This window comes from Oceanobacillus caeni (assembly GCF_019037185.1).
Lineage (GTDB): Bacteria > Bacillota > Bacilli > Bacillales > Amphibacillaceae > Oceanobacillus > Oceanobacillus caeni.
This window is the reverse complement of the sequence record NZ_JAHHXM010000027.1, coordinates 17,392-38,915: the sequence shown is the minus strand read 5'-3', so window position 1 is coordinate 38,915 and position 21,524 is coordinate 17,392. Positions and strand designations below refer to the sequence as shown.

Here is a 21,524-nt window from a genome sequence, read left to right as displayed (position 1 = left end):
ACGTGGAACAATCCATGAATGGTTGTTGTGCAAAAAAACTTAATCTTTTTGTGTCCAAAAACTTGACGTAGATCCAATTTTCTATTAACTCACAAATATATATATATAGCTATTTAATTATTTCAATTTCCCAATCTTGATTACGTAACATAGGGAAGTAAATTTGAAAGACTTGGATTTAATATTATCCAAGTCTTTTTGTATTTCATAAGTAGCGTAAAGTAATTTTTTGTAAATATAAAACTACTTTTGAAAATAAAGAGGGTTTTCTTAATTTTAAGAGAATAAACTATATTATTATCCCTCAAGGAGAGAAATGTTGAAAAAGGATTAGTAAATCATAAAGATGATTTTGGTATTCTTTTATCTAATCAATTATTTTCAAAGAGAGTTTCTTAAGCTATTTCGTTTATGAGGTGAGGAAAATTAGTAAAGGATTTAAATTAATATATGTGTTATTAATGATAATATTATTTATCGGAACTGTTTGGTTAATAAAAAGTCATGCCTTAAATTTATCAAATCAACCTCCATCCTCAAAACAAGACAGGGGAGACTTTTTACCAAAGAATTCATCATTTGGCAGCGAAACCAATTATGATATTACTTTAACCATGAATTCAGAAGGGATTTTTAATGTTACATCTACTAGTTATATAAAAATATATCTGATGATAAATGGAATGAGTTGGTATTCTATTTTATCCCTAATATTTTCACCGAAAAAAATTCACCAACTTTAAAACAAAACGCAACAGTAAAAATCGATAATATTATTGTTGATAGTAAAACAATGAATTTTAGCCTTGATAAAGACACTTTAACAGTCCCTTTAAGTGAAAAACTTTACCCCAATAAAACAGTAGTAGTTGAAATTAGTTATATGTTTACACTACCGGAGGAAGCCCTAAGGTTTACCAAAACTACTATTTAGCACAATGGTACCCAATGGTAGCAACATACAAAGATGGATGGAATAAGGAGGACTATATTTCCAAAGGAGAAACATATCATACTGCTTTTAGTGATTATCGGATAAATTATGAAATTCCAGAAAATTTAACCCTAGTATCCACAAGCGATAATGAATTAGTTACTAGTCCAAGTAAAGGTCAATTAGAAGCTAACAACGTAAAGGATTTTTTCATTGCAATCTTGAAGGATCCTAATGTTATTGAAAAAGAGATTAATAATATTAATATAAGGGTATTTGGTATTGACAATAATAAAAAATTACATAAAGAAGTAGGAGATATATCAAGTGAAGCCCTAAATTATTTTGAAGAGAAAATTGGCCCTTATCCACATGGACAATTGGATATCATAGTAGATCAATCAGGAATGGAATATCCCGGAATTATAACAGTAGGTTCTATTTATAATAAAGGTTCTACTAATCCTAGTTTAATAAAATCTATAGTAGTTCATGAAATTGCCCACCAATGGTTTTATGGTGTTGTTAGTAATGATCCTTATAACGATGCCTGGTTAGATGAAGGTATTACAGAGTTGGCTACACTTTTATTTCATGCAGATTACCGAAACGAGGAAATTTCATTAGATGTAGAATTGTTTAAGGATTTTCCTTTACCAGTAAATTTACCATTAGATAAATATGATATAGATAGTCAAAGTAATTATATTTACGGTAAATCAACAACCTATCTTTGGGACATATTAACTAAAAATGATGGGAGAGTAGGGGCTGAAGAGTTTCTGAAAAATTACTATAATGTTTATAAATATAAAGATGTAGATACTCAAGAATTTGTAAGATATATAAAATATTACCTAAATATGAAAGATGATAATATATTTAAGGAATTTTTACTACTAGAAGAATAGTTCTATACCAAATTCTAACAAACAGACTTTTTTGTTGCATGACAATAAAGTTGTTTAAAAACACTAGTCACGTTATTTCATTAAGGGGCGCTTTTCTTGAGTAACGGCAAAACCCAATTTCTCAATTTTAAAGCTGGGAAATTGGGTATTTATATTTACTTACGGCACAAAATAACGTTCTATAGTGGCAAGTCAATCAATTTTTGACATTGGTTTTAGTTTCATAACTCAAGAGTATTGACACCGTTTTATTATTGTTGTAATAACAAAGCACGAGAGGGTGTCATAACTTGACTCATAAGGCCTAAAAAGTACGGTAAAAAACATATTGAGCAAGCTTTATTTACAGCTTTTAAACCAAAAAAACAGCTGATTTTCCAAACAGAAAACCAGCTGTTCCTTCTTATATTTAGGCTTCAACATCATAGCCTTGTTCTTCAATAGCTTCTTTCATGGCATCCACATTTACTTTTGATTCGTCAAAAGTAACATCTACTTTGCCAGCTTCTAAATTAACTTCAGCTGCTGATACGCCATCTAATTTTTTTAATGCACCTTCAACAGACATTTTGCAATGACCACATGTCATACCTTGCACATTTAATGTTTTTTCCATTACTTTTCACCTCCTTTAAAAGGGAGTTCCGCCTTATAATTTCACACGTTTTAAGCGAAGGGAGTTAGAAACAACACTTACGGAACTTAATGCCATGGCTGCACCAGCAATCCATGGGGCAAGTAGTCCAATTGCTGCAACCGGGATTCCTGCTGTATTGTATCCGAAAGCCCAGAAAAGGTTTTGACGGATATTTCGAATGGTTGCATGACTGATTCTAATAGCTTTCGGTATGAGTAACAATTCTCCACCAAGAATCGTCAAGTCAGCAGCTTCTATAGCCACTTCTGTACCAGTTCCAATGGCAATTCCGATATCTGCAGTCACTAGTGCAGGTGCATCGTTCACACCGTCACCAACCATTGCTACCTTTTTACCCTTATCTTGAATTTCTTTGACCTTATCTGCTTTTTCTTCAGGTAACACCCCGGCAATCACTTGATCGATTCCTACTTGTTTTGCAATTGCTTGAGCTGTTCTTTCGTTATCCCCTGTTAACATGATAACTTCTAAACCTTGTTCCTTTAACTCTCTAATTGCTTGTGGTGCTGTTTCTTTAATGGTATCAGCAACCGCAACAATACCACGATATTTCCCATCAATGGCTATCAACATTGCTGTTTTACCATTCGTTTCAAATTCAACTAATTCCTCTTCATTACCTTTCATATCAATTTGGTAATCATTCATTAGTTTTCGATTTCCAACGAGAACTTGTTTTCCAGAAATCTTAGCTTCAATACCATGGCCAGGTATCGCATCAAATTCATCCACTTCTACAAAGTCCATATTCTTCTCTGTTGCATATGCCACGATAGCCCCTGCAAGTGGGTGTTCTGATCCTTTTTCCGCACTAGCTAACAATTGTAGTGTTTCCTCATCACCAGTAAAGTCCGTTACTTCGGGTTTCCCTTTTGTAATGGTTCCTGTTTTATCTAGAACAATGGCATTTAACTGATGCGTTCTTTCTAAATGTTCTCCACCTTTAAACAAGATGCCACTCTCCGCAGCCCTTCCTGTCCCTACCATGATGGAAGTTGGTGTTGCTAAACCTAACGCACATGGACAGGCAATAACAAGTACAGCAATTGCTGCAACTAAGGCAGATTCAAATTGACCAGGTTGGACAAAGGCTATCCATACGATAAATGTAAGAATGGCAATCCCTACAACGATTGGTACGAAATAGCCTGAAATGACATCAGCCAATCGTTGAATCGGTGCTTTAGATCCTTGAGCTTCTTCCACAACTTTAACAATGGATGCCAGGGCAGTATCTTTCCCAACTTTTGTAGCTTCCATTTCAATCGAACCATTTTTGTTTATCGTTGAACCGATTAAGCCAGCGTCTACTTCTTTTTCAATCGGAATGGACTCCCCTGTAATCATTGACTCATCCACAGATGTTCTTCCCTTTACAACTATACCGTCTACAGGTATCTTTTCTCCTGGTTTTACAACTAGTCGATCACCAACGACCACTTCATCCACTGGAATCATGATTTCCTCGCCATTTCTTATAACGCGTGCCTCTTTTGCTTGTAAATTAAGTAAAGAAGATAGTGCATTCGTTGTCTGGCTTTTTGCTCTTGCTTCCAAATATTTACCAAATAAAATTAACGTAATTAATACAGCACTCGTTTCAAAGTATAAATGCGGCATATATTCAGGGTTGCCAATGGTTTTGAATGCTTCGTATAAACTATAGAAATAAGCAGCACTCGTACCTAGTGCAACAAGCACATCCATGTTGGCTCCACCATTACGAAGGTTCTTATAGGCACCAACATAAAATTGCCAACCGATGATAAATTGAACAGATGTTGCTAAAGCAAATTGGAACCACGGATTCATGAATATATCTGGTATGGTCATATTAAATAAATGAACCAACATGGTTACTAATAGCGGTGCAGCTAATACGGCTGAAATGATTAATTTCGTTTTCTGATGCTTTAGTTCCTTTTCTTTATGCGTTTGCTTTTCAGCTGCTTCCGCTTTAGGCTTCGCATCATAACCCACATTTTTGATTTTTTCAATCAATGCTTTGACATCTGTGAGCCCTGGATTATATTCAATCGATGCAGTTTCTGTTGTTAAGTTAACCGTTGCGTGCTTTACTCCTTCTTGCTTATTCAATACCTTTTCAATTCGGTTCGAACAAGCTGCACAGGTCATTCCAAACACATCTAATTCAGCATTTTCCATTAAAACACCATAGCCGACATTTTCGATTTTCTTCGTAATATCTTCTATAGATGTTTTATCAGGATCATATTCTACAGTTGCCTTTTCTGTCGTTAAATTAACCTGGGCATCCACACCGTCCATTTTATTTAAAGTTTTTTCAATCCGGTTGGAACATGCAGCACAAGTCATTCCTGTTACCCCAAGTGTTGCATGATTTGTTTCACTCATCATAGATCCCCCCTTACTTAGAAAACTGTTTTAATACTCCCATCAATTCATCAATGGCTTCTTTACCTTCCCCTTGTTTGATCGCATCACTAACACAATGGTTGATATGTCGTTCAGTGACAGCGAAACCTACATTTTTTAAGGCGGATTGAATGGCACTTATTTGTACTAAAATATCCATACAATAGCGATCATCTTCCACCATTTTCTGTATTCCACGAACTTGACCTTCTATTCGTTTTAAACGATTAATAACTTTTTGTTTTTCATCTTGTGATCTTGGTTTACTTGGATGATCATGTAAGAATTTTTCCAAATGAATCACTTCCTTTTCTTTTATACTTATACTATACCCCCATATGGTATATTTGTCAATAAAAATACCTTGGAAATATTAAGACCAGGCCCGTTGAATAAAATCCTGAGGCTTCTTTTACTGTACGTTCTTAAAATTATCCACATTCTTATTAACTATACAAGTAAATATGAGTTGTATTTATATCACTTTAGACGATTCATTTTCTCTGTTGAGGTGAGCGAGTAAACAGAAGTGCCAGTAAAGCACCAGGATATCAGTACTCATGCTCGGAAATCGGGACGCGTGCTCGAAATATCAGCACTCAACTACTTAAAGAACTTTATATTAACTTATAAAATGATCCTTGCCGACCCTCTTCCAGAATTAAAAAAATATCTCTCTTTTTTTACCCATTTGTGAATAGGCAGCAATTGTAGGGTATAATTTTTTAGAGGGATATATCTACTCACAGAACGCCGCTGAACAATACTAAAAGGTCCATCACGCATTGTGCGAGTACAAACATCCCTTAGCTTAATTTATTCTACCGGTGAAAGTTCTGCCTCCGTTACCCATTTATGATTTTCCACTTCCTTACCAGTCTCTGTATCCGTGTAGCTCACCATGTAAATGGTTGTTGGTTCTGCTGAGTCAATCGTAGCTGTAGCGCCATCCATTCCTTCCATATGATCCGCATTTAATACCACTTCATCGCCAACTTCAAATGGTTTTTCTCCAGCATTTTCAATTTCTTCATGAATAACCCATTTATGGTTCTCTACAGGCTCTCCACCAGTTGTTGGGGTGTAGGAAACAGCATAAACCGTTGTCTCAAATGCACCTGTAATGGTTGCTGTGGCACCATCCATTCCTTTCATGTGATTTGCATGCATAACGGCTTCACTTCCAACTGGATAAGTTGCGTTCTCTGCAACTTTTAAATCTTCCGGAACTTCACCTGAACTTGAATGATTCATCTCTAAGTGATCCATTCCCTCTTCCGCGGAATCAGAAGCTTCTTCATTCAAATCCATGTTTTCATTTGACTCACTTTCTGTACCTTTATTATCTTTAGGTGTCGTTTCATCATTTCCTGCACAAGCCGTTAAAACAAAAGCTAGCATTAAAGAAACAAATCCAATTAATATTTTTTTATTTTTCATTATCCCTATCCTCCACTCGAGTGAATTTAATGTTACAGCGATCAGATTCTAAGACTTCCTCCTTTTGAACTTCTGAATATTCATGTTGGTTATTTACTTCTAATTCCCCACTTTGAAGTGGATTATTCCCAGTAATTATTCCATAAACTAGGATAACCAACAGCATACACAAAATACCTAAAAAAGCTCAGGTCCATTATTATTCACATACCGGTCAAGGGTATATTTTTTTAAAAAAGAGAATATGCTACAGAAGCTCGACCACCCTACTTATGCAACATCGTAGCCTTGTTCTTCAATAACTTCTGTAATATCTTTCAAGTCCACCTTTTTTGGATCAAAGGTTACGTCTACTTTCCCATCTTGCAAATGAACTTTTACGCTTTCTACACCGTGTTTTATTTGCTATTTGCATTACCTCCTTTTTTATTTGCCTTAATGTTAACATACCCCCATTGGGTATTGTCAAATGAAAAATTTATTTCATTATCCTCGAGATAGTTATCACTAATTCTGAAATGTTTTCTAGATTCCATTTCTCTAACCGTTCTATAACATATGTGTTAATGTGAATTTCCAACAGTAACCGGTAAACGGAATGCAACACATATTGCAGGGCAGACATTTGATTCTGTCATGAAACTGCAGTCACGACTTTAAAGAAATACAGCATAAAAAAAGCCTAATTTCTAGCTAAAATAACGAGAAATTGGCTTTTATTTATTTCATAAAGAAGACTTTCAACAGTGGGGGGTTCCCTGATCCACCACTGTTGGTTAGTCGCTCTTATCGGATCTTTACAACAGGCAGTTGATCTTCCACCTACCTTCTTTGTTCCCAAGACGCTTGAGGTGGGAGTCTTACTGCTCGCTCAGGAGGGATATAGGCTATTCGTTTGCCACTTTAGCAATCATCCTTTTACATTTAACCATGATTCTTAGTGATGATGTGACGGTTCGTTTTTTATTTTGCAAAGAATTGAGTTGTCATGTTTATGCGCCTCTGTCTCTAGTTGAATCGTTACATGCATAATCCCTAAATGTTCAAGGTCGTGTTCAATCTTGCGTAACACATTCTCACTTTCTGCAATCGTTAGCTGATCATCGACCACAGCATGGCAGGAAAGTGCATTTAGTCCACTAGTAATTGTCCAAACATGTAAATCATGAATGCTCTGAATCCCGTTTACTTCTTCAATGGTTTGAATAACATCATTAACATCAACATTTTCTGGTGTTCCTTCCATGAGAACATGAATCGCTGCTTTAGACACATGGTAACCACTTCTTAATACAAGAATGGCGACAATGACACTCGCAAGTGGATCCGCCCAACCCCAGCCGAAGAACATGATAAGCAGTGCAGCAATAATCGCTCCGACAGATCCGAGCATATCGCTTATTACATGTAAATAAGCCCCACGCATGTTTAAGTTTTCCTCTACATCTGCGCCACGTACCATAATCCACGCAGCAAGAACATTAACAGCTAGGCCAATGATACTGATAGTTAACATTCCTGTTGTTGCGACTTCAGGCGGATTTGCGAAGCGCCCAATTGCTTCATAGAAAATAAACAAAGCAATAGCAATTAACGTCACACCATTTAATACAGAAGCTAAAATCTCAAATCGTTTGTAGCCAAATGTCTTACTTTTACTCGCTACCTTTTCTCCTAATTTAAACGCAATTAATGCAATCCCTAATGAAATAGCGTCACTTAGCATGTGACCAGCATCTGCTAAAAGGGCAAGACTATTTGTTAAGTAGCCCCCTATCGCTTCAACAATCATATAAACGGTAATGATTAAAAATGATATTAATAGCACTTTTTTATTTGCGCCATGTGTATGATCATGTCCATGGTCATGTCCCATTATAAGTCCCCCCTTATATTTATATATATGCATATAACAATATATTTTACATCGCTTGCCACTTACTTAATTATATAAATGTCAAAACTAACTGTGACAAGCGTGGTCTATCATTTGTTGCAAAATAAGCATAACGTGAGCATCATCGTGGGAATAGTAAAGTGTTGTTCCTTCGCGGCGGTATTTCACAAGCCGTAAGTTCTTCAAAAACCGTAATTGATGAGATACGGTAGATTGTCGGATATCTAAAGTATCTGCAATTTCGTTTACAGAACATTCCTTTTTAAAAAGTAAATTAAGAATTCGGATTCTTGTAGGATCCCCTAATGCTTTAAAAGTTTGTGATACGATAAATATTGTTTCGCTATCTAAATCTTGAGTAAGACCATTTTCATTTCCAAATTCCTCCATTTTATTCCCTAACCCCCTTGCATCATCTCATACAGAATATAATTATAAATTGATTATCCTTATATGAATATATTAACATATATACATTTATGGTACAATGATATACAGTTAAAGTCTCAAAAAATCCAGGTTGGGTAATTTCATTATATTAACGCGGCCATACATAATAAAATCAAGACGTTTTATTGCTTGTTGTGTATTAACTATAGCCACGAAGTCTTTAGATACGTTTCTATATTCGATTATTATTCGAACCCAGACTGAAACAAGTTTATTTTGTTCCAGTCTGTTTTACTTTTTTCAATCTTTCTTCTGCAATCGCCTGTAATTTAAACTTTTGAATTTTCCCGGTTCCCGTCAGTGGCCATTCGGAGGCCTCCACAAACCAAATATGTCTCGGTATTTTAAAACGGGCTACACGTTCCCGGCACAGGTTTCTGATTTCTTGCTTCGAGCAGCTTTCCCCTTCTTTTAATTCAATGAACGCTGCACCAGTTTCTGTTGTTAACTTATCCGGTACACCAACAATATATACTTGATTGACAGCAGGATGCATTGATATAACGTCCTCTACCTCTTTTGGAGCTACGGTTTCTCCAGATACCTTGTAGAGGTCTTTACTTCTTCCTAATAACCGGATATAGCCATTCTCATCAATGGTTCCCAAATCACCGCTACGAATATAGCCTTCTTCATCAATAGCAAAAGCTGTTTCCTCTGGTTTTTTATAATAGCCTTTTGTTACAACGTTGCCTCGAACTGCTAACTCACCAACGGAGCCGCTTGGTAAGGTTTCCCCAGAATCTGGATCAATGACCTTGTATGTTACACTTTTATCTCCAAAATCTGGATCCCCAGCCACTCCTGCTGTTTTCACCTTTCCAACAGTTGTCGATATAATTTCTAAAGGATCACCGATTTCTGTCAGCATTGTTGTAGAGGATGCTTCTGTTCCTCCACAGCCTGTACCAATCTCTGTCACTTCCAGCTCTTCTACTGCACGTTTCCAAAGAGGAACTGGTGATGGAGCGGCACAACATAACAACGCATAGAGATGATTCAGTTTAGTATTTTTAATTTCTGGTCGATTCAATAAAGCTACCAGCATCGAAGGAACCGCCAGAAAATCATGAACTTTGTATTTTTCATCAATTCCAATGATTGCAGTGGCTGAAAGGCTTGACAGGTAACCATCCCTCCACCTAAAAAGGAGGCTGCAAATAAACCTTCTTGTAGAAAATAAACATGATACATCGGCAACGGTGCATAAATTCCCTTCCTGTCTCATAAGCTCTTGTACAACAAGTCGCGAATCCGGAACGCAGCATCATATCATCAGTAAGCATCACACCTTTTGGTAAGCCAGTAGATCCTGACGTATAAATAATCGCAGCACAGGAATCGGGATCATTTGTTTCCTGCATACGTTGATCAACAACCGCATTCTCTACCGCTTCGGCTCCCTTTACAAAATGATTCCAATCTTGGTAAATTGCTGGAGCTTCTTCCTTCTTCATTGGAATACAAACAGCCTGTTTAAAAGGACTTTCCGCATCCCCCTGGAGGGTTGCAATTACGCTTTTTAATGATTCCGCATGTTCTTGCTTATTCGCAACTTGATGTAAGAAAAGCCAGTTTGTATCCGATTGACGAAGCATATAGGTCAACTCTTCCTTTTGGAGCTGTGTATTCAACGGAACAACAATAGCTCCAATCATCGAAGAAGCAATAAATAAGGCGATGTAATCTGGATCATTTTCCATTAAGATAGCGACATGATCATCCGGCTGTACACCTAGATGAATCATTGCTTTGGCATAACGTCGTGACCTTTTCCAAATCTCTTCGTATGTCACCGTATATTCTGGCATCATAATCAGCGGATAATCCCGATAATGCTGACATTGCCTCTCAAAGTGGGCTGCAATTGTCCGTTTCTCCCATTTAGGATAAGCCGATTTTAAAGCCTCTCTTCTTTGCTCTACACTTAAACAAGTTTCTAGCATCTTCTATCTCTCCATTCATCATTTCATTCATTAAGGAGCTTGCCAAATAAGAATTCCATTTTGACCACCAAAGCCAAATGAATTACTCATCGCTGTTGTAATACGCTGCTTGCGGCTCTTATTTGGAATGATATCTAACGGTGCTTGTTCATCACGAATATTAGAATGAAGTGTTGCAGGAAGTATCCCTGTTTCTAGTGCTCTTATGCACGCAATACTCTCAATAGCTCCCGCTGCACCAAGTAAATGACCTACACTTCCTTTAATGGAGCTGACAGGTATTTCATCAAGCTTTTCCCCGAAGATAAGTCTTAATGCCTTCGTTTCTGCAATATCTCCAGCTGGTGTTGACGTCGCATGTGCATTAATATAATCAATATCAGTAGGAGTTAATCCTGACGAACGAAGCGCTCGCTCAATTGCCAATGCGGCACTGGTTCCTTCAGGGTCTGGTGACGTATCATGATAAGCATCATTGGAAGCCCCGTAACCTTTTAGTATTGCATAAATATGCGCCCCTCTTGCCTTGGCACGTTCTAATGGTTCTAGGACAAACAAACCTGCCCCTTTTCCCATTACCATTCCTTTCCGCTCTTTATCGAACGGACGAGACCATGTCGAAAAGTCTTCCGGCCCTTTCGTTGCTAGTGCCCCTGCATCTCCTAACCCAGACAGAAATACATTGGACCAAAGGCTATCTACCCCTCCAGCAAGAATATAGTTTAATTTCTGTTAATTCAATGTACTGATTCTCATAATCCGCTTCTAGTTTTTCGAAATTTAGTTCCTGGCCGGCTCTTCTGTTCATATAATCTTTACTCCATTCAATGTCAGATACAGGGCTGATATAGTGAATGGTGAATTCATCCATCGCTGCTATATCATTGTCTTCATAATGGAATATGAGGGATTCATATAGTTCGTCTGGCTGTGCGTTACTTGTATCATCAATAACCATATCTTCAGGGAAATGAAGAGTGAAACTATTTGTCTTTGAAATCAATGGGTAGTAGCCACTTTTAACTTGGTCAGTAGACTGCATATATTCTCTTGTGTATTCATCTTGAAATGCCGGCACATTAGGTAAATCATTCGGATCCATCTCAGAAGGGGAGAGGGACTCTTTTCCATTACTCATATTGCATCCTCCTAAAATCAGCGTTGTAAGTATCACAATGATTGCAAATTTATATTTCACGCAGCGTTACCTCCATAAGGTTTGGATTGTTGCTGTAATGTAGTCCATAAAAATTATACAAAACACATCCAATCATTCCCAGCAATAGTATGGTACTTTTCCTAAAACGGTTCTTTAGTCTCGGGGATATGTACCAGTATGAAGCCATAATGAAAAAGGAGCTTGAACAAATCATCTTGCATTCACTAGCAAAAAAATATCAAAATCAAAGTGATGATAAGTTAAGGGTGCTTGCAACTATATTAAGTTGGATGATTTACGGAGCTTCATTAGATTGGAAAGAGAATAGCAGCAAATCATCAGAGGAATATTTAGAAGAAACAAGTTTATCTATTAGGCAATTATTGAAGAATGAAATATCGTAAATTCAATTGAAAAGCAAATTGATATTGGATTATGATTGGGCCCCCAACGAATTTTGCGTAAAAAAATCCAAAGGTCTGCCGGGAAAACACCGGAAAGACCCTCGGATTGGGAACATTAATTTTATTTAAGGAACGTTAATTTTTTATAGGGACAACCACAAGTATCCTCTAAAATTAATTTATTCTACTGTTACACTTTTCGCAAGGTTTCTTGGCTTATCTACATCACAGTCACGATGTAATGCTGCGTAGTATGCCAATAATTGTAAAGGTATGATGCTTACTAATGGAGTTAGAAGTTCATGAACTTTTGGCAAGACAAAAGCATCTGTGTCTTCTTCTAAACCTTTCATACTAACTATTAAAACATTCGCACCACGAGCTACTACTTCTTGAACATTACCACGAATAGAATAGTTTACATTTTCATGCGTGGTAACTGCAATAACTGGAGTTCCCTCTTCAATTAAAGCAATGGTTCCATGTTTAAGCTCTCCACCAGCAAAGCCTTCCGCCTGAATGTAGGAGATTTCTTTTAATTTAAGTGCACCTTCTAAAGAAACATTATAATCTCCGCTTCTTCCGATGAAAAAGGCATTGCGAGTTGTTGGTAAATACTCTGCAGCTAAACGTTCAATTTCTTCTTTCTCATCTGTTAAAACTTCCATCGCACTAGAAACAATTGCTAACTCTTTAATCAAATCTATTTCTATTTCTTTTCCTTTAACAGCTGCTGTGTCTGTTGCCAAAATAGCAAGTACAGCAATTTGAGCAGTATATGCTTTAGTTGAAGCAACAGCAATTTCTGGGCCAGCATATAGCTGTAGTGTATAATCAGCTTCACGAGAAAGGGTGGAACCTGGCACATTTGTAATCGTTAGTGCTGGGTATCCTAGTTCTTTAATTTTTACTAATACAGCACGGCTATCTGCTGTCTCACCACTTTGTGAGAGGAAAATAAATAAAGGTTTTTCAGAAAGCAATGGCATATTATAAGAAAACTCACTTGCAACATGGACCTCGGTTGGAATGCTAGCTAGTTTTTCCAATAGCTCCTTACCAACTAATCCTGCATGATAGCTCGTTCCTGCTGCTATAATATAAATTCGATCTGCTTTCTTCATTGCATTACGAATATCATTATTAAGTTTTAGTTCGTTATTTTCATCTTGATATTCCTTAATAATATTCCGAATAACAATTGGCTGTTCATCAATTTCTTTTAACATATAGTGTGGGTAGGTTCCCTTTTCTATATCACTTGCATCAATTTGTGCCGTATACGGTTCACGTTCCACAACTGTACCATCTAGTTTTTGAATTTGCACATGATTACGTGTAACTAATACAATTTCTTTATCATTAATTTCAAGATATTGATTGGTTTCTTTAAGTGTAGCCATTGCATCACTCGCAATGACATTAAATCCATCACCTAAACCGATCAATAATGGACTCTTATTTTTAGAAACATATAGTGTTTCCGTATCATCGACATCAATCATTCCGATTGCATAAGAACCTTTTAAAAGTTCCATCGCTTTACGAAAAGCTGTAAGTGTGTCTTGATGTTCTTGATAAAATTTATCGATTAATTGAACGATAACTTCTGTATCTGTTTCACTTAGGAATGTAACATCACTTAAATATTCTCTCTTTAAGTCTTGATAATTTTCAATTACACCATTGTGTACAATTGTGAATTTACCTGATGTACTTTGATGTGGATGTGCATTTGTTATACTTGGGATTCCATGTGTTGCCCAACGAGTATGACCAATCCCCATCGTTGCTTGTACGGAGTCATCCACACTTTCTTTCAATTTAGCAATACGACCTTTAACTTTCGTAAGATGAACGCCCTCTTCATTCAAAACAGCAATACCTGCTGAGTCATAGCCACGATATTCTAATTTTTCTAATCCGTGTAATAAAACATTCTTTGAATCATTATTTCCTATATAACCTACAATTCCGCACATTTCATTGTCCTCCTATGATAGGGGCAGACAAACGTTATACTTATTAATATTAATCCTTGGGGCGCTTTTCTGCCCCTTTCTCGTATTTTTTTCATAGTCATCTTGCATCATTCCTTTGTGCAATAAGTCGCCTTATTGTTTTTGGAACAAAGCTAAACGATTGAGATGTGCAATCGGGAGGCATCCGCCGAAACTTCGATAACCTCCACCTCGTCAACTATTTTCCCCTGTCGTCCGGAAAATAGTCCTGGCGCTTTAAAATAAAGTAACTACTATGCTCCTTTCCATATAGAAATAAGCCTAAAACATATTCTATATTAAATCAGCTTTAGACTTAATTTATTCTACCCAATGAAAACGCCTTCGGTCAATAAAAAGCTTCGAGTAGATCATATTAATTTATGTATAATATGTCTTTCTTGTGAACATGTTAGGTAATTTTGATTTTCTATATAATGTTTTATCAGATAAAATAAAAAAACTGCTCCAGCTTTTCTTGGAGCAGTTTTCTTATTTTATTTAAGACCAAATAAATCCTCTACTATTTTTACAATACGGTCTACGTATTTTTCACATTCTTCTTCCGTTGAAGCTTCTACCATGACACGGATTAATGGTTCTGTTCCAGATGGACGTACAAGAACACGGCCGTTTTCACCTAATTCGTGCTCCACTGCTTCTACTTCTTTAAGAATTTGTGAGTTGTTCAATGCTTCTTCCTTATTGGTTACTTTCACATTTTTCAAAACCTGAGGATAAATTGTCATTTCTGCCGCAAGCTCTGATAAGGCTTTTCCGGTTTCCTTCATTACATTAACAAGCTGAAGGGCAGAAAGCATTCCGTCACCTGTTGTTATGTAATTTAGGAAAATGATATGACCAGACTGTTCTCCGCCAAGATTATAACCGCCTTTACGCATTTCTTCCATGACATAACGGTCTCCCACAGCAGTTTTACTACTTTTAATTCCATTTTCATCAAGAGCTTTATAAAATCCGATATTACTCATAACGGTTGAAACGACTGTATTATGGCGTAAAAGGCCGCGTTCATTTAAAAATTTACTACAAATATACATAATTTGGTCGCCATCTACAATATTTCCTTTTTCATCTACAGCTATTAAACGATCACCATCACCATCAAAAGCTAAGCCAATGTCAGCGCCTTTTTCCTGGACAAATTCTTGAAGCTTCTCAGGGTGTGTAGACCCCACTCCATCGTTAATGTTTAAACCGTTTGGACTAGAGCCGATAGAATAGATTTCTGCCTCTAGATCTGCAAATAAGTGTGTTGCAAGGCTAGAAGTTGCACCATGAGCACAATCAACTGCAATGGTTATTCCTTCAAAGTCGTTATCAATCGTATCTTTTAAGAAGGATAGATATTTTTGACCACCTTCAAAGTAATCATTGATTATCCCAATATCTCCTCCTATTGGGCGAGGAAGCTTATCCTCTCCATCAATAATTTCTTCAATTTGCTCTTCTTGCTCGTCACTTAGTTTAAACCCATCTGGGCCAAAGAACTTAATTCCGTTATCTTCAACAGGATTATGAGATGCGGAAATCATGACTCCCGCATGTGCGCTTAACGCTTTAGTTAGATAAGCTACTCCCGGGGTTGAGATAACCCCCAGCCTCATCACTTCCGCTCCAATGGAAAGAAGTCCAGAAATTAGCGCATTTTCTAACATGGTACCGGAAATTCTTGTATCACGACCTATTACTACTTTCGGTTTTTCAGTTTGCTGTGTTAGTACATAGCCACCAGCACGGCCTAATTTAAAAGCTAATTCTGGAGTAAGCTCTTTATTTGCTATACCTCTTACCCCATCTGTCCCAAAATATTTTCCCATGTCTTACCTCTCCTTTATTTCCAATTCAGGTGTTAATAGGGGTTATTCAAAAAGTCTGGTGAAAATGACACTTCGCCGTTGCAACAAATCTTTACGGTGGAACGAGTAATCGGAGTCCCAGGACGTTGCGCAATTAGCCGACATTGGTCTTTTTCATCCTTCTTGAATACACACTAATTAGGGTTATAACCAGACTATTCAATATCAACCTGAATTTTTTCCAGTTCGGTCGAAATAGAAATATCATCAGATTTAGCCTTCATCTCTATTTCCACCGGCAAATTATGCTGCCCTTTGTTTAAACCAGATCCATTAGCATATAATCGAATATCGTCCTTCGTAATTCCACCAACTTCTGCTTCATTTCCTACTAACGTGACGTCCATCTTTTTATCTTTAGGTTTTAAAAATTCTACAGCTTGTCCATCTATTCCATCAACATGAACAGGAACATCCTCTAATGTTTTTGTTTGTTCTAGCTCTACACCTACTTCAATTGTATCCTTTCCGGGAACAACTACACCTTCGGGTAAAGCAAGTCCGACCTTAATTACCCCTGTCTCTTTAATTTGGGACAGGTCAATCTCTTCTGTGGAAATAGACTCCATGCCTGCAAGTATATCACTTGTTGCAAAAACTTCCACTTCTTCTATTTTGGGCTTCAATGAAATTAGTGAATATCCTTCAGGTAGTTCACCTTTTGTTTTAATATCTAATTTCACCTTTTTACTTGGATGATTTACTTCCGTCGATACTTTAACCTTCTCTGGAGTAACATTAGCATTAAGAACGTTACCCTGTACGTCATATATATTTACAGGAAGTTCTTGGTTTTCTATAGGCTCTTTAACTCCAGCAACATCGACAAATACTTTCACTACTCCAATACGTTCAATAATATTACGCGAACTTGTTATTGTTACTTCTGAAGGATTAATCGTATAGTCACCAAGTTCATAACCAGCTGGTAATTTGTCTTGATTAACAAAGTCTACGGAGACCTCAAAATTCTTCTCTGCCTTTTCTTCAATATAAACATCAATTTCACTTGGCTCAATAGTCATTTTTAATTGATTGGAAACATCATGTTGAATTTCTACAGTATGTTCTCCTTCTTCCAATCCTTCCAAATCAACAAATACTTCAAAGTTTCGTTGTAAAACAATAGGACGTAAATAATTTGGTGGGCCTTCTAAAGATACCGTCACAAATTCTGGTACACCACTTACAACATAATTGTCATTATCCATCCTAATTTCTACAGGAACATCATCTAGCGTTTGGGTTTCTGTATTACTCTTTGAAACAGCAGAATCCGTATGGGTAGAATTAACGGTAGTATTTACAAAGATGTATAATATGACAGCAAAGGACAATGAAACTAAACGAACAAACCATTTGCTTTTAAACCAATTATCCATTTACATCTTCCCTCCGATTCTTAATCTTCTTGTTGGAGGCTTCTTCAATGTATGACAGATGGGCATTAAGCATTTGTTTTAATGTTTCTTCATTAATATCTCTATGCAATTCACCATTTTTTGTACATGAAATGGCACCTGTTTCTTCTGATACCACAACAGTTAAAGCATCTGTTACCTCACTTATCCCCATAGCGGCACGGTGCCTAGTTCCTAACTCTTTTGAGATAAATGGACTTTCGGATAACGGAAGATAACATGCAGCTGACATAATTTTCCCATCTTTAATAATTACTGCACCATCATGTAAAGGGGTGTTTGGTGTGAAAATATTGGTTAATAATTGGTGTGTTAAATTACCACCTACCAAAATTCCAGTTTCCATATATTCACCAATTCCAGTCTCGCCTTCTATCGTTATCAAAGCACCTATTCTTCGTTTCGCCATATACTTACAAGATTCAACGATAGATTCTATATTTTTAGCAATAATCTCCTCTTCTGATTTTGAACTTCTGGAAAACAAATTACCTCTTCCTAATTGTTCTAAAGCCCTTCTAAGTTCGGGTTGAAAGAGAATAATAATTGCAAGAAAACCCCAAATAATTGCCTGGTTTGTCAGCCATTGTAATGTTTGTAAATTAAAGACATTACTTATCGCCCATACAAGTAATACGACAGCTATCCCCTTTAGGAGTTGGATTGCTTTCGTACCCCGTATTAACATCATTAATTTATATAATACATACCAGACGAGAGTAATATCTACGCCTAATCTAAGTAGATCGAGAAAATCCAATCCCCCATCAAGCATGCGGCACACATCCTTTTTCACTTTATTAGAAAACTTAGCATTCGCTTTGGCTTAGGCGAATGCCGTAGTTGCACTTATGCAAATCTTCACGATGGGGCGAGTAATCGAAGCCCCAGACTGGATAGACTTCTATCCTTTCCTGCCAAAAAAGTTTAGTAAAATTAACAATTTAATTTTTAAACATGCTGTTATTATAACAAAATATTCCTATAGATAGAAAGCAATATGTGAATTTTAGAACGATTCATCTATCTAATTATTAAAGGTTGTTCAAAAGTCAAGGTAAAATGACACTTCCTCCTCGAACACGCACTATTAGAAAAAACTGCTGGAATATGGGCAAATGCCTTTAATTGCAGTTATGCAGTATCAAAGAGCTAATTCTAACTTACCCTGCTGAAAATGCAAAAACATTTTTAAATAAGGTCTTTACTTGAAACCACAACCATTCAAAAACTCTATCTACAATTTGTAGCTCTCCATTAACTTCGCCCGCAGAAGCCATTAGCTTCCCATTTATTGATTTTTCATTAATTAACTTTCCATTAATGATTGTTACATCCCCATCAACAACACCCATCACTAACAAGTCCCCATTTTGAATAACTAGGTCTTCATCTACGACAACATCTTCTGGCACAATCACAGTATCACCCTGAACAATGAGGTCTTCCTGTTTAGATACGACTAATTCGTTATCTTGATTCCATTGTGAAAATACACCGCTAAGCATTAAAATAAAGAAAATTGCTGCAGCTGTTAAAATAGGATGTGTTTGAAACCATCGTTTGTATTTAATACGTTTCTTTTCTTTAGGTAGTTTACGCATAACATTATTCGTAAATCCAGATGGCGCCTGAATATTTTCCGCACTTTGTATCATACTAATACTTTGTGTTAACTCTTCGAAGTGATTTCTACAAGCCTCACACTTTTCAATATGAGTAAATAGTTCCATTTCTTTTATTTTATCTATTTCTCCATCTAAATACTGGTGCATAAGTATAATCTTTTCCTTATGAATCTCCATAGGTTACACTCCTTTACACGTGACGAAGCCTTTTTCTCAAAGCTTCCCTTCCTCGGTGAATCCTAGTCTTAACCGTTCCAATTGGAATATCCAAAATACTTGCAATCTCTTGAAGGGAAAACTCTTCTAAGTAACGAAGAATTATAATACTACGATACTTCGGTGGTAATTCAGAAATCTCTTGATGAATATAATGGTTTAATTCTGAACTTTCTACTTCTTCACTTGGTAGAGGATCATTAGAAGAAAGCTGGGAATACATCGTCAAACCTTCTGCCCCTTTAATTTCTGCATCAAGGTAATAATCTGGTTTACGCTTTCTGATTCGATCAATCGTTAAATTAGTAGCTATTCTATATAACCATGTTGAAAATTTCCTGTTTTCATCAAATGAATCAATATTAATATAAGCGCGAATAAATGCCTCTTGAGCGATGTCTTCCGCCTCATGTTTGTTACCAAGCATTCTAAAGCAATGTTGATAGATTCTATCCTGGTAGAAATCAACTATCATGCTATATGCTGCTTGATCACCTTTTTTAACTCGTTTAATTTTTTCTCTAATTAATTGTTCCATTAACGTACCTCCGCTTATTTTGCGGTATTTATATTACGAACAGGTTATACATAAGGTTTCCTTTTTTAATAAAATAATTATTTAATATAGACACAAAAAAATGTCATAGTTTCACTTAGTTTAAGTTTGCTTTTATTGGGGTATTTTCATAATATAGTATACTAGATAGGAGGTAAGTTTTGGTGACAAAATATATTTTATTAGAAAAAATTGAAAAATGTCGAAAAGAAATGATTTTATTAAGTAATAATCATGATTTCACTTCCGAGGCTGTTGTTTCTTCTAGTATGAAGCTTGATGAATTAATTAATCTATATCAAAAACTTATATAATGCTTCTCACCAAGAACTTACTATCATAACTAAAAGCATACAATTTTTATATATTAAAGTGCGTGTTCAAAAAGAAGGTTGAAAAGGACCGAGGTTGTTTAAAAATAAAATGGCGCCTATCGTAACTGGATTGTTTTAGACGTTTGTATATGTAAAACACCTGATTTTCCAATTTGGAATAATCAGGTGTTTTTTTCTAGCTATTATTCTTTATCTCTGTAGCACCACTATGATTTGGTTTTATGCTTAATGGCTTGATCCCATTCTCTTCCCAAACCTTTAGTAGTTGTTCCGCTTTTTTCTTTGTCGGCATAAAAGCAATACCGCAGTCACCGCCACCAGCTCCTGATGGTTTTCCAGCACCACCAAGTTCTTCCGCTAAATCACATAATTTTGCTAACATAGGAGTTTCAATAGGTGCATTAGCATCCCGTCCTAGTTTAGCAAGTGCTTTTCTATTTTCCTTTACACCTTTATAGAGTAGTGATTCGTCCGATTGCTTCAACCCCATAAAAAGTGTACGAACAGCCGCTCTGCTATTTTCGAGAAATTCCTCAAAGAGTTTTGGTTTTTCTAATTTTAATTGTAAAACTTTATCTACTAGTTCAGCGGTAGAAGCAGCTTTTCCCGTCCAACCAACACAGAAATATATATGTTCTGGTATTTCTAATGGTTCAACAGAAAAATAAGTCCAATCTCTTTCTAATAATGATGATATAGATAGAGACTTATTATATTCTTCTAATAGCCATTCCGCTTGAAATGAAGCGTAATTTAATATTCCCCCATATGTTGAGGCTGCAACATCAGCTCCAGAACCATTCTTCTGCGCAATAACATGGGACAATGCCGCCAATCTAAAAATAAGATCCTTACTAGGCTCTTCTGGTAGAAACAATTTTAACATTGCAGTTATAACAGATGTTACAACCGCTGCACTTGATCCTAATCCATATTTAATCCCAGATTTATCATCAAGTTCACTACGTATCGTTAGTTGGAAGGGTGATAAAGCTACTCCCTTTTCTTGCAAATATGTACTTGCTATAGTCATCGCTTTCTGAACAAAACTGATACGCGGATTATCCGTATGAATGCTTACTTTTTTATTCTCAATCGTAAACTTAATGTTTTCCAACTGAAAATCTGATAATGTCAAACTACTTTCAGCCGATTTCTTGATGTCAGCATAAACAAAACGATTTACAGCTAATACAGCCAGATGCTCAGAAGGATGTAATACTGCATATTCGCCAGCAATCATTAATTTCCCAGGCGTCTTAATGGATATAGATTTGTTCACCAATATATTC

Annotated in this window: 22 protein-coding genes and 1 pseudogene; 3 read left to right on the top strand and 20 right to left on the bottom strand. The window is 36.3% G+C overall.

The genetic code is table 11. The annotated features are described in order from the left end of the window. Positions 1 to 948: 948 nt before the first annotated feature. Positions 949 to 1,845 (top strand): M1 family metallopeptidase, encoded by an 897-nt coding sequence (locus KM885_RS13425; protein WP_145523882.1) that lies wholly within the window; start codon positions 949 to 951, stop codon positions 1,843 to 1,845. 409 nt (positions 1,846 to 2,254) lie between these two features. Here the strand turns inward: KM885_RS13425 and copZ are convergent, their stop codons facing one another. From copZ to KM885_RS13370, 13 genes and pseudogenes are all read right to left on the bottom strand, one after another. After that, positions 2,255 to 2,461: a copper chaperone CopZ gene (gene copZ, locus KM885_RS13420; protein WP_047184408.1), complete on the bottom strand. Its 207-nt coding sequence runs from the start codon at positions 2,459 to 2,461 to the stop codon at positions 2,255 to 2,257. A 33-nt stretch (positions 2,462 to 2,494) separates the two neighbouring features. Next, positions 2,495 to 4,879 (bottom strand): heavy metal translocating P-type ATPase, encoded by a 2,385-nt coding sequence (locus KM885_RS13415; protein WP_216884152.1) that lies wholly within the window; start codon positions 4,877 to 4,879, stop codon positions 2,495 to 2,497. A 13-nt stretch (positions 4,880 to 4,892) separates the two neighbouring features. After that, complete coding sequence (locus KM885_RS13410) at positions 4,893 to 5,195, bottom strand: metal-sensing transcriptional repressor (protein ID WP_047184410.1); 303 nt, start codon at positions 5,193 to 5,195, stop codon at positions 4,893 to 4,895. Positions 5,196 to 5,716: 521 nt separating this feature from the next. Then, positions 5,717 to 6,340 carry a YdhK family protein gene (locus KM885_RS13405; RefSeq protein ID WP_216884151.1) on the bottom strand — a complete coding sequence of 208 codons (624 nt, stop codon included), beginning with the start codon at positions 6,338 to 6,340 and terminating at the stop codon, positions 5,717 to 5,719. Then, positions 6,330 to 6,506, bottom strand: a complete 177-nt coding sequence (locus tag KM885_RS13400) for a hypothetical protein (RefSeq protein WP_204798655.1) — start codon at positions 6,504 to 6,506, stop codon at positions 6,330 to 6,332. The genes KM885_RS13405 and KM885_RS13400 overlap by 11 nt, the downstream gene beginning before the upstream one ends. Positions 6,507 to 6,610: 104 nt before the next feature. After that, the gene (locus KM885_RS13395; RefSeq protein WP_204798662.1) at positions 6,611 to 6,742 is read right to left on the bottom strand and encodes a cation transporter; all 132 of its coding nucleotides are present in this window, start codon (positions 6,740 to 6,742) and stop codon (positions 6,611 to 6,613) included. Between the two features lie 535 nt (positions 6,743 to 7,277). Further along, positions 7,278 to 8,216 (bottom strand): cation diffusion facilitator family transporter, encoded by a 939-nt coding sequence (locus KM885_RS13390; protein ID WP_060668897.1) that lies wholly within the window; start codon positions 8,214 to 8,216, stop codon positions 7,278 to 7,280. 87 nt (positions 8,217 to 8,303) lie between these two features. Further along, on the bottom strand, positions 8,304 to 8,627 hold the full coding sequence (locus tag KM885_RS13385) for an ArsR/SmtB family transcription factor (protein WP_047184414.1): 324 nt from the start codon (positions 8,625 to 8,627) through the stop codon (positions 8,304 to 8,306). Positions 8,628 to 8,898: 271 nt separating this feature from the next. After that, positions 8,899 to 9,915, bottom strand: a complete 1,017-nt coding sequence (locus tag KM885_RS18140) for a class I adenylate-forming enzyme family protein (RefSeq protein ID WP_256359360.1) — start codon at positions 9,913 to 9,915, stop codon at positions 8,899 to 8,901. Then, positions 9,830 to 10,633, bottom strand: a complete 804-nt coding sequence (locus KM885_RS18135; RefSeq protein WP_256359359.1) for an AMP-binding protein — start codon at positions 10,631 to 10,633, stop codon at positions 9,830 to 9,832. The genes KM885_RS18140 and KM885_RS18135 overlap by 86 nt, the downstream gene beginning before the upstream one ends. 30 nt (positions 10,634 to 10,663) lie before the next feature. After that, positions 10,664 to 11,215, bottom strand: coding sequence for a beta-ketoacyl-[acyl-carrier-protein] synthase family protein (locus KM885_RS13375; protein WP_244987024.1), 552 nt, complete (start codon positions 11,213 to 11,215; stop codon positions 10,664 to 10,666). A 6-nt stretch (positions 11,216 to 11,221) separates the two neighbouring features. After that, a pseudogene (locus KM885_RS17950) lies at positions 11,222 to 11,308 on the bottom strand (hypothetical protein); the annotation flags it as partial. A 19-nt stretch (positions 11,309 to 11,327) separates the two neighbouring features. Further along, positions 11,328 to 11,771, bottom strand: coding sequence for a hypothetical protein (locus tag KM885_RS13370; RefSeq protein WP_216884150.1), 444 nt, complete (start codon positions 11,769 to 11,771; stop codon positions 11,328 to 11,330). 209 nt (positions 11,772 to 11,980) lie between these two features. Here KM885_RS13370 and KM885_RS13365 point away from each other — a divergent pair, with 209 nt between their 5' ends. Further along, positions 11,981 to 12,196 (top strand): hypothetical protein, encoded by a 216-nt coding sequence (locus tag KM885_RS13365; RefSeq protein WP_047184415.1) that lies wholly within the window; start codon positions 11,981 to 11,983, stop codon positions 12,194 to 12,196. Between the two features lie 179 nt (positions 12,197 to 12,375). Here the strand turns inward: KM885_RS13365 and glmS are convergent, their stop codons facing one another. From glmS to sigW, 6 genes are all read right to left on the bottom strand, one after another. Continuing rightward, positions 12,376 to 14,178, bottom strand: coding sequence for a glutamine--fructose-6-phosphate transaminase (isomerizing) (gene glmS / locus KM885_RS13360; RefSeq protein ID WP_204798651.1), 1,803 nt, complete (start codon positions 14,176 to 14,178; stop codon positions 12,376 to 12,378). Positions 14,179 to 14,693: 515 nt separating this feature from the next. Continuing rightward, positions 14,694 to 16,037, bottom strand: coding sequence for a phosphoglucosamine mutase (gene glmM, locus KM885_RS13355; RefSeq protein ID WP_216884149.1), 1,344 nt, complete (start codon positions 16,035 to 16,037; stop codon positions 14,694 to 14,696). A gap of 194 nt (positions 16,038 to 16,231) precedes the next feature. Next, complete coding sequence (locus tag KM885_RS13350) at positions 16,232 to 17,458, bottom strand: CdaR family protein (RefSeq protein ID WP_060668894.1); 1,227 nt, start codon at positions 17,456 to 17,458, stop codon at positions 16,232 to 16,234. After that, a complete protein-coding gene (cdaA, locus tag KM885_RS13345) occupies positions 17,451 to 18,272 on the bottom strand; it encodes a diadenylate cyclase CdaA (RefSeq protein WP_060668893.1) in 822 nt (273 codons plus the stop codon). The genes KM885_RS13350 and cdaA overlap by 8 nt, the downstream gene beginning before the upstream one ends. A gap of 388 nt (positions 18,273 to 18,660) precedes the next feature. After that, entirely contained in the window at positions 18,661 to 19,302 is a 642-nt protein-coding gene (locus KM885_RS13340) for a zf-HC2 domain-containing protein (RefSeq protein ID WP_216884148.1), read from the bottom strand. A gap of 13 nt (positions 19,303 to 19,315) precedes the next feature. Beyond that, complete coding sequence (gene sigW, locus KM885_RS13335; protein ID WP_047184421.1) at positions 19,316 to 19,879, bottom strand: RNA polymerase sigma factor SigW; 564 nt, start codon at positions 19,877 to 19,879, stop codon at positions 19,316 to 19,318. A gap of 182 nt (positions 19,880 to 20,061) precedes the next feature. On the opposite strand from sigW, the gene KM885_RS13330 reads away from it, so the two are divergent. Continuing rightward, the gene (locus KM885_RS13330; RefSeq protein WP_084824027.1) at positions 20,062 to 20,211 is read left to right on the top strand and encodes an aspartyl-phosphate phosphatase Spo0E family protein; all 150 of its coding nucleotides are present in this window, start codon (positions 20,062 to 20,064) and stop codon (positions 20,209 to 20,211) included. 196 nt (positions 20,212 to 20,407) lie between these two features. Here the strand turns inward: KM885_RS13330 and KM885_RS13325 are convergent, their stop codons facing one another. Beyond that, positions 20,408 to 21,514 (bottom strand): phosphomevalonate kinase, encoded by a 1,107-nt coding sequence (locus KM885_RS13325; RefSeq protein ID WP_338113682.1) that lies wholly within the window; start codon positions 21,512 to 21,514, stop codon positions 20,408 to 20,410. Between the last annotated feature and the right edge of the window lie 10 nt (positions 21,515 to 21,524).